Here is a 14,077-nt window from a genome sequence, read left to right as displayed (position 1 = left end):
ATTTTTAAACCCTATGAAACGTATAATTTCTTTTTCTTTTTTATTGTTAATCGTAATGCAAGTAAATGCACAAAAAACTAGCTCATTGATTGATGAATTAGTGAATAAATATTCTGGTAAATGGCCAAAATCTATTTCATTTACTCAGAAAACAGTATTAATTAATGATAGTACAAAAATTTATCAGACTTGGCATGAAGCGGGTATTTTCCCAGATCTTTTTAGAATAGATTTCGATAGAGCAGCAGGAAGTTCGGCTATTTTTAGTGGTGATAAACAATATAGATTTACCAATGGGAAGTTAACCAGAACATTACCAAATAACAACTTTCTAATCTATTTGGTTGGAGGAATGTATTTTCATCCGCTAGATAGCGTAAAGAAAACGATTTCGAATATCGGAATTGATATTAATGAAGAATATACGACCACTTGGAAAGGAAAAAAAGTTAGGGTATTGGGTGCAAAAGAAGGCGATTTGACTAAAAATCAAATTTGGTATGATGAAAAAGATCTTTATTTAGTGCGATTTATACATAATTTAAGCGCTAAAGTGCAGATGGATTATCATTTCTATGGGCATATAAAAATTGGAAATGCATGGCATGAAATGTTAATTGATTTTTACCAAAATGGCAAACTCACTCAAACAGAAGAATATCAAGATTACAACACCAATGTAACACTAGACCCTGCTATTTTTGATCCAGCTAAGTATGGCAAAGTTTATTGGAAGTAATTTTTAGAAATTTCTAAATTAATAGAATAAAGTTAATTTTTATAATCTCCTCGAAATATAGAAACTTATAGATGCTAAATGGTGCCCATTTGGAACACAACCATTTGATGTAGGTCGTTGTATCATACCATAAAATAGGTTTAAATTCCCTTCAAACAGGATTTCTTTAAACTTAAATTCTTCGGAATATTCTGGTTGTCCATTTTGTGAACATGCATATGTATAATAGGTATTACGTTGATGGGTAAAAGATCCAAAGTTCTTTTCTACCACCTTAAATATATCATTTAAGCTATTTTGATCATAAGGGTAGCCATTAAACCTGGTATAATCATGATTTATGATTAAAGGTTGGGAAAAACTAAAAGTCATTATTCTATCCAGGTAAAATGAAATACTAACAGTTTTTACACCATTAAATTGGGTATTGGTTGGGGGAACTAAAAATGAATTGAGGGAATAGCCCATTATTTCCTCAATATTTATGTCATAAGGTTTAATTAATTTATTGGTTTTATCCCATCTCCATTCATTATTTTCTCTTAATATTTTTCTATAAAAAGCTTCTATTTCAGTTAATAATGGATTAAGGTTCTTTTTGTTAACTTTTATTCCTCTTTCTTTTCGCAATTTGGTTAAAATGTCATTATGATTATTAATAATCATTGCGCGAAGGTTAGTTATTGCAGTTTCTATTAAATCTTGTTTGGAACTCGATAAGAGATTTAATCCAGGAAGGTAATCTTGATTAATAGTTTGACTAAATACTGAATTTGAAATCAGCAAGATTAAAGCAAATAAAATAGTCCTTATGAATTTCATCATTAGTTATTTAGGTTTAAAGTAAAAATAATCAGTTAGATATACTTTAGCAATATCTAAATAACATAAAGGGAATAAAGCGTTAAAAAGAGAGTAATTCCTTAATTAAAGCCTTTTTTTGTTTTGAAATGGGAATGTTTTTATTTCCAAAATTTAGCACCAAATAACCAGCATCTTGATTTAAGATACTACGTACATGTTCTTTATTAACTAAATGAGATTGATGGCACCTGATAAAACCGTATGGACTTAGCATTTCATCAAACTCGTATATGGGTTTCGAAATAACATGCTCCGTTCCGTCGCAGAGATAGAAGGTGGTATAATTGTTAGAGGATTCGCATCGAAGAATATTTGCAATAGGAACAAAAAATGTTTCCTTCATGGTTGGTAATGCGATTTTTGGACTTTCGTTAGGGATTTTCTTGTCTAATAAAGAAATTAAATTTTGTAATCTTTTATTATCGCGCTTATGCTGCAAAGTAACTTCTAATTTATTTACGGAAGCCTTTAATTCTTCTATGTTAATCGGTTTTAATAAATAGTCTAAGGCAGAAAATTTAATGGCTTGAATACCGTAAGCATCATAGGCAGTTACAAATACAACTTCGAAATTAGGCGATTGAAATGCTTTTAATAGTTCAAAACCATTTTTATCAGGCATTTCAATGTCTAAAAAAACAACATCAGGATTTAGTTTATTAATTAATTCAATGGAATCATCTACAGAATTGGCTGTACCGACTACATCTACACTACCACAATGTTTATTTAGTAAAGCCTTTAGATTGCTGATGTTTAATTGTTCATCATCTACTAATATTGCTCTAATCATATTTTAACCAATTGAAAAAGGTGAGGTTTACAGTCGTGCCAATTTTAGTATCAAAACTAAGCATAATTGCCTTGTTGTGGCTCATGTTATTTATGGTGTCTATACGTTCTTTTGTGTTTTTTAACCCATAACCAGATGGTCCATCTTTCCAATTTCCATTGTCTGTTACTGTAATGTTTAAATTATCATCTTGTTTTTTACATTCTACTATAATCTTGGCTGATTTGTTGTTTTTTAAACCATGTTTAATCGAATTTTCTATGATGGGCTGTATTAATAGGGTAGGGATTTCAATTTCACTAGTATATAAATCTTCACTTATTTTAATGTCCCATTCAAAATTGAAACGCAAAGATTCAATGCGTAAATACATGCGCATCATCTCCAACTCTTGGTCTAGGGAATTAAAAATAGATTGACTCTTAGCTAACGATTTTCTTAGTAAACTTCCAAATTCTTCTAAATATTGGTTGGCTTCATCAATTCTTCCTGTATTCATTAATCCTTGAACGGTGCTTAATGCATTGAACGTAAAATGAGGATTTAACATAGATTGTAAACGAATAGCTGATGCTTCTAGCTTTTTACGTTCAGTTTCTGAAATACTTACCTTTTTCTTCATTTTTCTATTAATGAAATAAAAGGCAGCCAAAATCAATAAAACACCTAAAATGATATAATAATCAGTGTTTTTATACCAAATAACTTCTGTTTTTATGATTAAAGTTCCAGCAGTTTCCGGTTGTAAAACATAATAATAAAGTAGCTCATAATCGGAATTCCCATCTAATTCTATTTTATTTTGAGTCGCTAACCAATTATAATTTAAAGTCTTTTGTGTTTTAAGATTTCGAAGTTTAAAAGCTATTTCTAAGGTTTCGGTAGTAGAAGAAGGGTTTATTTCTATGGTTTTAGGCGAAATTGAATGTACAGTGGTTATCTCTTTATTATCATTTAGATTAATAGATCTTTTGCCATTTTTATCTATTAATACCACATCTAAATTTGGAATTTGAATGATACGATGGATAATAAATTGTTGAACTAACTCATTTGTTCCTTTATTTTTTATTTCAATTGTATATTCGTCACCAACTTTGAGAAATACTTGATTAGCATTTTTTCTTATAGTCTTATCTGAGTTAAAATAGGATTCAACAATTAAATTTTTATTGGTGTTTATTTTAGAAAAATCGAATTCTATTAATCCTCCAATTGTATTAATGTTTACTGTTTTTTCAGTTCCATTATTTGATGTTTTAATGCCTTGTCCAGATAAACTAAAATAAGTAAATTTTAATTTGTTATTCGATTGAGCATGCGTACTAAGGCCAATAGAAAATAGGCATAAGAGGACTAAAAGAAATACTTGATAATTTTTCATTGCGAATAGCTAATATAATGTAATTAATTGTATTGCGATTTACCTTTAGCTATATCAATCATTGCTTGCAATTCATTCACTAAATTGCTTTCGTTTGTAAACCCGATAGAAGAAAATAATAGGTTACCGCTTGCATCAATTATTATTTTTGCTGGTATGCCCGATATTTTATAATCCGTTACAGTAGGATATTTTCCATCTACTAAATCCAACAATACTTCGAATTGATATTGATTTTTTTCTATAAATGATTTTACTCTTTCAAAAGCACCATTAGGTTTTTCTTGTGTTGCAATAAAAAGAAATGCAACATCTGGATTGTTTTTTCTCATTTGATCCATAGCTGGCATCGACTGTATGCACGGAACACACCAGGTTGCCCAAAAGTCAATTACAACCACTTTACCTTTATAGTCTTCTAAGGATTTATGAATGCCATTTAGATTCTGTAAAGTAAATGATGGTGCTTTTGTGTCCTTGATAATTTTTTTTAACACTTTTTGCTGATAGGCTAATCTTAAATTTTGCTTTATTGAATCAAGCATTTTAACTGCTTTATCACCAGTTAATTCTTCATGTAAGTTTTTTAATTTAATAATCATTTTATCAGATGCACGATCTAATTCTGCCATTCTTTTTAGAACTATATATGCATCTTGATTTCTGTTATTAGCGATTAAAATTTTTGCGTAAAGTTCAGCAGATGTCTGACCTAATTCTTCTATTTGTAGGCCTTCAATAGCTATTTCTTGTTGTAATAAAGCTTCCTTTGATAGATTTAACTCATTTAAAATTTTAGCATAAGTTTCATGGTAAGGATACTTCGCCATTTCCATAAATCTTTTCCAACTAATTGGGTCAAAATCTAAAGGTCTAGCTGTTGTATCATTCTTAAATGAATAATATAATTGGAGTGTTTTTTCGGCAATAGATTTTGATAACTGAAGGGTTTGTTTATTATTTGAAAGCATATCAGCCGCCATATTCATATATGAAGTTTGATTAAATTTATTTTGTATCATTCCTATATTTTGTTCATAGGCTTTAATTTTTTGCTTCATTATATTGCTTAGAGCTAAAGTTCCGTACATCATATCAAAAGTTTCGGCATCCGATACTTTATTCAATTGAAATTCATTTACAGTTTCTTTAAAAAGTTTTAAAACCTTTTTAGGATTAGGCGCTTTAGTCATTTCACCCAGTTTGTCTTGTATTGTAGTTTTCTGTGCCAGGACAGAAACTGTGGCCAGGATAAAAAATGCTATCAGTAAAAATGTTTTTCTTTTCATGTTGTAAGCTTTATTTGTTACACCAAAATTAGGTAGGTGCCAGGGCAACTGTAAATGGAAATGTGAATGTGTCCCAATTTATTGTGAATTTGTTAGTGTAAATTTTTATAGTTTAATAGTAGAAAGCCGCTTATTCCTTCTTAAATTTGAATTTCTTTTGAACTAATTAAATGATTGAACATTCCAAATTATTAAATGCCATTATCGAAAATGCAATTGATGGGATTATTACCATTGATGAAAATGGATTAATTGAGCATATTAATCCTGCTGCGCTAAATTTGTTTGGCTATTCAGCAGATGAAATTGTTGGAAAAAACATTTCATGTTTAATGCCCCAACCTTATAGAGACCAGCACGATGGATATATTGCCAAGTATAAATCTACAAACGAAAGGCATATAATTGGAATTGGTAGGGAGGTTACTGGCCTAAGAAAAGACGGTAGAATTTTCCCATTTAGATTAGGTGTAAGTGAAGTTAAATTTTCTGATCGAAGAATTTTCACTGGATTTATTCACGATTTAACAAAAGAAAAAGAACATGAACATCAAATTAAGACGCAAGCCGAAAATTTAGAACTTCAGTTGAAAGAAAGAACCAAGGATTTAGTGAAAATTATTTCTGAATTGGAGACTGCTAAGGATAATATGAGTCAGTTGTTTGAGAAAGAAAGAGAGCTTAATCAATTAAAAACTAGGTTTGTATCTATGGCTTCTCATGAGTTTAGAACACCATTGGGGGGTATCCAGTTATCTGCATCATTAATAAATAAATATGCAGAACGTTCTGATTTAACAAATATTGAAAAGCACACTCAAAAGATCAAGAATTCGGTAGATAACTTAACGACTATATTAAATGATTTTTTATCCTTAGAGCGGTTAGAAGCTGGAAAAGTGCATCTCAATACTGTTGAATTTAATATTGTGAAATTTGCTGATGAAATAGTTGAAGAAATGCAATTGATTTCTAAGAAAGACCAGCATATTGTTTATGAACATACAGGTACAGATGCTAGAGTCTTTTTAGATCCAAACTTACTTAAGAATTGCGTTTTTAATTTAATTTCTAATGCGATAAAATACTCTGGACCGAATACCTTAATCGAGTTTTCTACAAAGGTTTTTGATAATCAATTAGAAATTATTGTGAAAGATAATGGAATAGGAATACCAGAAGAAGAACAAAAAAATCTATTTGAACCTTTTTTTCGTGCACATAATACCGGCGATATACAAGGAACAGGCTTGGGATTAAATATTGCGAGGAGATATGCTGCGTTAATGAATGGACATATATCTTGTGTCAGCAAATTAAACGAGGGGACTACATTTACTTTGAATTTTACATTTTAATGGGAAAGAAACGGATATTAATAATTGAAGATAATGCTGATATAAGAGAAAATACTGCGGAAATTTTAGAATTTTCTGGTTATGATACTTTAACTGCTGCGGATGGGAAAGAAGGGGTTGCAATTGCGATGGCTCAACATCCAGATTTAATATTATGTGATATTATGATGCCTGAACTAGATGGTTTTGGCGTACTTTATTTACTAAATAATTATCCTCGGACAAAACAAATCCCATTCATTTTTATTACCGCAAAAACTGAAAGAGTAGATATAAGAAAGGGGATGGATCTTGGTGCTGATGATTACTTAACCAAACCATTTGATGATATTGAACTTCTAAAAACCGTTGAAGCAAGATTAAAGAAAAGTTCAGAAAATAAAGTTAATGATGAGTCGGCCTTAAATTTAATGAACGAATTAATTAGTCAGGCTCGTATTAGATCTTATAAAGCAAAGCAAAACATATATCAGGAAAATGACGATGTTTCTTACATTTATTATGTGATCTCTGGTAAAGTTAAAATATTTGTGAGCAATCATGATGGAAGAGAGATAGTAACTAATGTTTGTTCTGCAAATGAGTTTTTTGGATATGAAGCTTTACTACTTAATACAGCGCATAATAATAATGCTGAATCTTTAGAAACAGGCGAGATTGGGTTAATTAGGAAGGAAGTATTTTTAGAGTTGTTAAACAAATACCCTAATTTATCTACAACTTTTTTAAATCTTCTTTCAAATAGTTTATCTCAAAAAGACAAACAACTTTTAAATCTTGCTTATAATTCTGTTAGAAAAAGAATTGCACTCGTATTAATTTCCTTTGCAGAGAAGTTTGGAATCGTTAACGATCAATCTAAATTTAGAATTTCTAGAGAGGATCTAGCCAATACAGTTGGTACTGCCAATGAGACTATTAGTAGAAATTTATCTGATTTTATTGAAGAAGGACTAATAGAGAAAACAGGGTCAACAATTTCTATACCTTCAATAAAAAAACTTAAAGAAATTAAACAATAATTGTGATGAAAATCACATAATTGTTTGATTATAGCCACTTAATATTTTGTCTTCAAGGAATAGTTTTGGAACAGATTAAATCTGTATGAAAGCTATTGCCTATAATATTACTTCTTTTGAAAAGGAGACATTGATTTTAGTAAATCATAAAAAGCATGAATTTGCATTTATTGCTGAAAAATTAAGCATTGAGAATGCATATTTAGCATCAGGAAAAGGCGTTTTGTTAATATTTCCTAATGATGTGATAGGAGCCGATATTTTGCCGATTCTTAAAGAATCTGGTATAAGATATTTAGCTTGTACTACTGTTAATACAGATCATATTGACAGAAAGGCTGCCGGTGCTTTAGGATTTAAAATTTCTAATATTCCAGCTCATACTCTGAATGGAATAAGTGATGAAGACAGCCTAAGAGTACGATTAGAACAAGTAGTAAAAAACCTGGATTTATGGGGTAAGGGTAAATGTGTGGGTAAAGCTTGCGCTTGTATGAATAGTTGTGCCAAAAAAGCTGTTGAACTCTAATGGAAAATCTCATTAAAAAATATAATGTAGCGATTCCACGCTACACAAGTTATCCGCCAGTACCAAATTGGAACGTAAATAATTGGACTCCAAAGAAATGGCAGCATACAGTGGAGGAGTCATATTATCAAAGTATAAGCGAGGGGATTAGCTTATACATCCACTTGCCATTTTGTGAAGATTTATGTACTTATTGTGCATGTAATACGCGAATTACAAAAAATCATGCTGTAGAGGTCCCCTATATTGAAGCTGTACTTAAAGAATGGAATATGTACTTAGATATTTTAGGTACTAAACCACTTTTAAAAGAGTTGCATTTAGGAGGAGGTACGCCAACTTTTTTTAGTCCCAAAAATTTGGGTTTATTGCTAGAAAATATACATAATACAGTTCAAATTGCAGATAATGCAGCATTTTCATTTGAAGGGCATCCTGGAAATACAACTCGAGAACATCTTGAGGTTTTATTTAAATACGGATTCAAAAGAATTAGTCTAGGAATTCAAGATTTTGATATTAAAGTACAAGAGATTATAAACAGAAAACAAAGTGTAGAACAAGTTGTAAGTGTTGTTAATCAAGCTCGTGAAATAGGCTATGCATCAGTAAACTTTGATTTGGTTTATGGATTGCCTTTACAAAAATTAGAAGGTTTAATTGATACCATTGAAAAGGTAATAGAAATGCGTCCAGATCGCATTGCATTTTATAGTTATGCACATGTTCCATGGGTTAAACCCGGACAAAGGAAATTCACTTCTTTTCATTTGCCTAGTGCCGACGAAAAACTTGAATTGTATAAAGTTGGAAGGGAAATGTTAATGAATGCTGGTTATTTAGAAGTAGGGATGGATCATTTCTCATTGCCATCAGATTCTTTAATCGAAGCACAAAACAATAATACCCTCCATAGAAACTTTATGGGCTACACAGATTGCCATACTTTATTAAATATAGCATTAGGTGTTTCATCTATAAGTGATAGTTGGTATGGATTTGCACAAAATGTAAAAGAAGTAGAAAAATACATCCAAATAGTTAATGAAGGCAGTTTGCCCTTACTAAAAGGTCATATCTTATCTCAAGAAGATTTGAAAATTAGGCAGATCATACTGGATGTAATGTGTAAAGAAAAAATATTGGTTCCTGATGGTTTAAACGAGCTTACAATTAAAAAGTTAGAAGAATTAATAATAGATGGTTTAATTTATAAAGAAAATAATTACCTTGTGATTACAAAGACGGGGAAATCATTTCTTAGAAATATAGCATCTGTTTTTGATGAATATTTAGAAGAAGTATCGGGAATTGAGAAATTTAGTTTAACAGTTTAGATAATGGGATTTTCGATAGCAAAAACAACTACAGTATGTTATCATTGCGGCAATGAAGCTGTAGAAGGTGAATATATTTATAACGATCTAAATTTTTGCTGTTTAGGCTGTCAGAGTGTATATACTATTTTGTCTTCCAATAACCTCTGCGGTTATTATCAATTAGAAGAAACCCCCGGAATAAAAAAATCAGCAACAAGTAATCTAAACTATTTAGATGAAGAGGAAATAGTTAATCAGTTGTTAGATTATAAAAATGACACTTATTCGAGAGTAAGATTCTATATTCCCGCAATTCATTGTTCTTCTTGTATTTGGTTACTGGAGCACTTATATAAAATAGACGAGAATATTTATAGTTCCAGAATAGATTTCCTAAAAAAAGAAGTAACTATTTATTTTAAGCACAACCATATTTCATTAAGAAAAGTAGTTGAGCATTTAATAAATATAGGTTATGAGCCTTTAATTTCGCTTCAAGATGTAGTAAAAGAGAAATCATTTGTCGATAAAAGTTTAGTCAGGAAAATTGCAGTGGCTGGATTTTGTATGGGTAATGTGATGCTGTTTAGTTTTCCAGAGTATTTTGGACTAAGTAGTTTTGATGAAGCTTTTAAATCGCTCTTTGCCTGGTTAAACTTATTGTTTTGTTTTCCTATCGTATTTTATTGTGCTCAAGATTATTTTAAATCGTCTTACATTCATTTAAAACAAAGGCGCATAAATTTAGATATGCCCTTAACCTTAATAATTATTGTTTTGTTTTTAAGAACAGGGTATGAAGTTATTAGTGGTACAGGCCCTGGTTTTGCAGATACATTAACAGGTTTATTGTTCTTATTGTTAATGGGTAAATGGGTAAAGCAACGCACTTATTATCATTTATCTTTCGATAGAGATTATAGATCTTATTTTCCATTAGCTGTGACTGTATTAAATGAAGGAATAGAAAAACCAGTTCAATTGAGCGCTTTAAATGTTGGGGATAAAATTTTAGTTAGAAATGGAGAGTTAATACCTGCAGATTCTATATTAATGAAGGGTGAGGGGTGGTTAGATATGAGTTTTGTAACCGGCGAAAGTTCACCAGAGAAAAAGCAATTAGGGGATATGGTTTATGCTGGAGGAAGACAAACAGGCGAAGCTATTGAACTAACGATAGTTAAGCCGGTATCTCAAAGTTATTTAACCAGTTTATGGAATTCGGAAACGACTAAAAAAGATGAGCTCAATAATTTTAATGATAGAATTGCCAAATATTTTGTTGTAGCAGTTTTTGTAATCGCTTTCTTATCTACGCTTTATTGGGTTATTCAAAACGATAATTACAAGGCTTGGTCTGCTTTTACTGCCGTTATTATTGTGGCTTGTCCTTGTGTTCTAACTTTAAGTACACCATTCACATTATCTGCAATACTGTCTGTATTTGATAAAAAAGGTTTTTATGTGAAAAGTACAGATACGGTAGAGCATTTAGCAAGTGTAAATCATATTGTGTTTGATAAAACAGGTACTTTATCTGATACGTCATCAACTCAAGTTGTTTTTGAAGGAAAAAGAAGTTTGGTGATAAATAATTATCTAGCTTCTATATTAAGAAATTCAGCCCATCCGCAGAGTCAAAGTATTTTAAGATATATTGGGCCTGCAGAGTTAAAGGAAGTTACCAGCTTCAAAGAAATTCCAGGTGCAGGGATTGAAGGTATTGTTGATGGAAATTTAATTAGAATTGGAAGTGCATCTTTTATTGGTGTACATCATTTAAATGATTTAAAGTCAGGTGTTCATACATCAATAAATGAACAATACTTAGGTGTCTTTAGTACAACTCAAAGTTGGAGAGAAGGTTTATCGCAATTATTTGATCAGTTAAAAAATTACACATTACATTTATTATCAGGAGATTCTGTAAAAAGTAAAGCCGCTATTAATAATATACTTAATGATAGGTTAATAATGAACTTTGAGCAGAATCCACACCAAAAACAAGAATATATTAATAATTTGGAGAATGATGGTGCTAAAGTATTAATGTTGGGCGATGGATTAAATGATGCGGGAGCATTAAAGCGTGCTACAGTAGGTATTGCTGTAACAGACAATGTTAATTCGTTTAGTCCGGGTTGTGACGCTATTTTACAAGGTAATTCAATAAAATATTTGCCGCAGTTTTTAAACTTATCGAAAAGGGGAATGAAGATCGTTAAGTTTTGCTTTTTAATTGCCGCAAGTTATAATGTTGTTGGGTTGTATTTCGCGGTTCAAGGAACGCTTTATCCCTTAATTGCTGCGGTATTAATGCCAATAAGTACTTTGACTATAATTTTATATACCACAATTGCTACTAGAATTGCGGCAAGAAAAAATAAATTAATATGACCATACTCTACTTTTTAATTGGAATCAGCATTTTGATGGCAATTATTTTTTTAGGAGCCTTCTTTTGGGCCTCTTCAAGTGGACAACATGATGATGTTCATACACCTGGCGTAAGGATACTTTTTGACGACGATGTAACAGGTAATAAAAAAAGTGATAAAGATCATTAAACATAGAAATGGATGTCATTCAATTGTCACCACATATAAAATAGATTTGTTCAATAATAACTAAATAAATATGCATCTTGAGAAGTTTAACTACGATAATAAAATCGTAAGGAATTTTGGTCTAGCCACCATGATATGGGGTATTATAGGCATGACTGTTGGGTTGTTAATCGCCCTTCAATTATTTTCTCCCCAAATGAATTTGGGAAATCAGTACACTACATTTGGTAGGATAAGACCATTGCATACTAATGCAGTAATTTTTGCATTTGTAGGAAACGCTATTTTTATGGGCGTTTATTATTCATTACAGCGCTTATTAAAAGCAAGGATGTTTAATGATACCTTAAGTAAAATTCACTTTTGGGGATGGCAATTGGTTATTGTTTCTGCGGTAATTACCCTTCCTTTGGGTTTTACTACTTCACATGAATATGCTGAGTTAGAGTGGCCAATAGATATATTATTAACCATTATCTGGGTTGCTTTTGGTGTAAACATGTTTGGTACAATAATAAAACGTAGAGAGAAACATTTATATGTGGCTATATGGTTTTATATCGCAACATTTGTAACAGTTGCTGTATTGCATATTGTAAACTCTGTTCAGTTACCAGTATCATTTTTTAAGAGTTATTATGTTTATGCGGGTGTTCAGGATGCATTGGTACAATGGTGGTATGGTCATAATGCGGTTGCATTCTTTTTAACTACACCTTATTTAGGATTGATGTATTATTTCCTTCCTAAAATGGCAAATAGACCAGTTTACTCTTATAAATTAAGTATTCTTCACTTCTGGTCATTAATATTTATTTATATCTGGGCAGGTCCGCACCACTTATTATATACTTCATTACCAGGATGGGCTCAATCATTAGGTGTGGTATTTTCAATTATGTTAATTGCTCCAAGTTGGGGAGGTATGATTAACGGACTATTAACTTTAAGAGGTGCATGGGATAAAGTTAGGGAAGATGTTACCTTAAAGTTTATGGTAGTAGCTTTAACAGCTTATGGTATGGCAACTTTTGAGGGGCCAATGTTATCATTGAAACACATTAACGGTATCGCACACTTTACAGATTGGATTGTTGCACACGTACACGTAGGCGCTTTAGGTTGGAACGGATTTTTAACTTTCGGGGTAATGTATTGGTTAATCCCTAGAATTTATAAAACTGAACTTTACTCTAAAAAATTAGCTAGTTTCCACTTTTGGATAGGTACAATTGGAATTTTATTTTATGCAGTACCTATGTACTGGTCAGGCTTCACTCAAGGGTTAATGTGGAAAGAGTTTACCGAAGAAGGTATGTTAAAATACCCTAACTTCTTAACTACAACATTACAAATTATCCCAATGCATATTTTAAGATCAATTGGTGGTGGTTTATACCTATTAGGTGCTATTGTAATGATGTATAACATTGTGAAAACAATGAAAAAAGGGAAATTGGTGGCAAACGAAGAGGCAGAAGCTATGCCTTTAGATAATACTCCAGATACAGATCCATTAGACAAAAAATGGCATAGAAGATTAGAACGTAAACCTACTAAATTCATGATTTTTGTTTTGATTGCGATTCTAATTGGTGGTATGGCCGAAATGATGCCAACATTTACAGTTGAATCAAATATCCCAACCATTCAAGCGGTTAAGCCTTATACTGGATTAGAATTACAAGGTAGAGATTTATACATTAGAGAAGGTTGTGTGGGTTGTCATACACAAACGGTTAGACCATTTAGATCTGAAACCGAACGTTATGGTGAATACAGTAAAGCAGGAGAATATGTTTATGATCATCCATTCTTATGGGGTTCTAAACGTACTGGACCAGATTTACATAGAGTTGGAGGTAAATATTCGAACGCATGGCATTATAACCACATGTTAGACCCAACTGCATTATCTCCAGGAAGTATTATGCCGGCTTATCCATGGTTATTTACTCAAAAATTAGATGCTTCTACTACAGAAGCAAAAATGAGAGCTATGTCTAAGTTAGGTGTTCCATATGCTGATTGGCAGATTAAAAATGCTTTAATTCAAGTGAAAGCGCAATCTGAAGAAATTGCAAACGATTTGATTAAAGATAACATCAAAATAGAGAGTGATAGAGAAATTATTGCCTTAATAGCTTACTTACAAAGATTAGGAGTAGATATTAAAGCACGACAAGAATTAGATAACAACTTAGAAAACTAAA

The 14,077-nt window shown here is 31.3% G+C and carries 12 protein-coding genes; 8 read left to right on the top strand and 4 right to left on the bottom strand.

The window, feature by feature from the left end; translation table 11 throughout:
• Positions 1-13: 13 nt before the first annotated feature.
• Positions 14-739: a LolA family protein gene (locus VRU49_RS10370; protein WP_330146714.1), complete on the top strand. Its 726-nt coding sequence runs from the start codon at positions 14-16 to the stop codon at positions 737-739.
• A 39-nt stretch (positions 740-778) separates the two neighbouring features.
• On the opposite strand, the gene VRU49_RS10365 is transcribed toward VRU49_RS10370, so the two are convergent.
• The 4 genes from VRU49_RS10365 to VRU49_RS10350 all read right to left on the bottom strand — a co-directional run bounded on the left by VRU49_RS10365 (position 779) and on the right by VRU49_RS10350 (position 5,069).
• Positions 779-1,564: a hypothetical protein gene (locus tag VRU49_RS10365; RefSeq protein WP_330146713.1), complete on the bottom strand. Its 786-nt coding sequence runs from the start codon at positions 1,562-1,564 to the stop codon at positions 779-781.
• Positions 1,565-1,643: 79 nt separating this feature from the next.
• On the bottom strand, positions 1,644-2,396 hold the full coding sequence (locus VRU49_RS10360) for a LytR/AlgR family response regulator transcription factor (protein WP_330146712.1): 753 nt from the start codon (positions 2,394-2,396) through the stop codon (positions 1,644-1,646).
• Positions 2,389-3,780 (bottom strand): sensor histidine kinase, encoded by a 1,392-nt coding sequence (locus tag VRU49_RS10355; protein WP_330146711.1) that lies wholly within the window; start codon positions 3,778-3,780, stop codon positions 2,389-2,391. Before VRU49_RS10355 ends, VRU49_RS10360 begins: the two co-directional genes overlap by 8 nt.
• A 23-nt stretch (positions 3,781-3,803) precedes the next feature.
• Positions 3,804-5,069 (bottom strand): TlpA family protein disulfide reductase, encoded by a 1,266-nt coding sequence (locus VRU49_RS10350; protein ID WP_330146710.1) that lies wholly within the window; start codon positions 5,067-5,069, stop codon positions 3,804-3,806.
• A gap of 173 nt (positions 5,070-5,242) precedes the next feature.
• Here VRU49_RS10350 and VRU49_RS10345 point away from each other — a divergent pair, with 173 nt between their 5' ends.
• The 7 genes from VRU49_RS10345 (at position 5,243) to ccoN (ending at position 14,076) form a co-directional block, all read left to right on the top strand.
• On the top strand, positions 5,243-6,427 hold the full coding sequence (locus tag VRU49_RS10345) for a PAS domain-containing sensor histidine kinase (RefSeq protein ID WP_330146927.1): 1,185 nt from the start codon (positions 5,243-5,245) through the stop codon (positions 6,425-6,427).
• A complete protein-coding gene (locus VRU49_RS10340) occupies positions 6,427-7,449 on the top strand; it encodes a response regulator (RefSeq protein ID WP_330146709.1) in 1,023 nt (340 codons plus the stop codon). Before VRU49_RS10345 ends, VRU49_RS10340 begins: the two co-directional genes overlap by 1 nt.
• Before the next feature lie 85 nt (positions 7,450-7,534).
• Complete coding sequence (locus tag VRU49_RS10335) at positions 7,535-7,978, top strand: Rossmann-fold NAD(P)-binding domain-containing protein (protein ID WP_330146708.1); 444 nt, start codon at positions 7,535-7,537, stop codon at positions 7,976-7,978.
• Complete coding sequence (gene hemN, locus VRU49_RS10330) at positions 7,978-9,315, top strand: oxygen-independent coproporphyrinogen III oxidase (RefSeq protein ID WP_330146707.1); 1,338 nt, start codon at positions 7,978-7,980, stop codon at positions 9,313-9,315. The genes VRU49_RS10335 and hemN overlap by 1 nt, the downstream gene beginning before the upstream one ends.
• A gap of 3 nt (positions 9,316-9,318) precedes the next feature.
• Positions 9,319-11,694, top strand: coding sequence for a heavy metal translocating P-type ATPase (locus VRU49_RS10325; protein WP_330146706.1), 2,376 nt, complete (start codon positions 9,319-9,321; stop codon positions 11,692-11,694).
• Entirely contained in the window at positions 11,691-11,864 is a 174-nt protein-coding gene (gene ccoS / locus VRU49_RS10320; RefSeq protein WP_330146705.1) for a cbb3-type cytochrome oxidase assembly protein CcoS, read from the top strand. The genes VRU49_RS10325 and ccoS overlap by 4 nt, the downstream gene beginning before the upstream one ends.
• 70 nt (positions 11,865-11,934) lie before the next feature.
• Positions 11,935-14,076 (top strand): cytochrome-c oxidase, cbb3-type subunit I, encoded by a 2,142-nt coding sequence (gene ccoN / locus VRU49_RS10315; RefSeq protein WP_330146704.1) that lies wholly within the window; start codon positions 11,935-11,937, stop codon positions 14,074-14,076.
• Position 14,077 lies beyond the last annotated feature (1 nt).

The organism is Pedobacter flavus (genome assembly GCF_036324285.1).
Lineage (GTDB): Bacteria > Bacteroidota > Bacteroidia > Sphingobacteriales > Sphingobacteriaceae > Pedobacter > Pedobacter flavus.
Note: the sequence above shows the minus strand (reverse complement) of the source record. Positions and strands in the feature narration are given on the sequence as shown.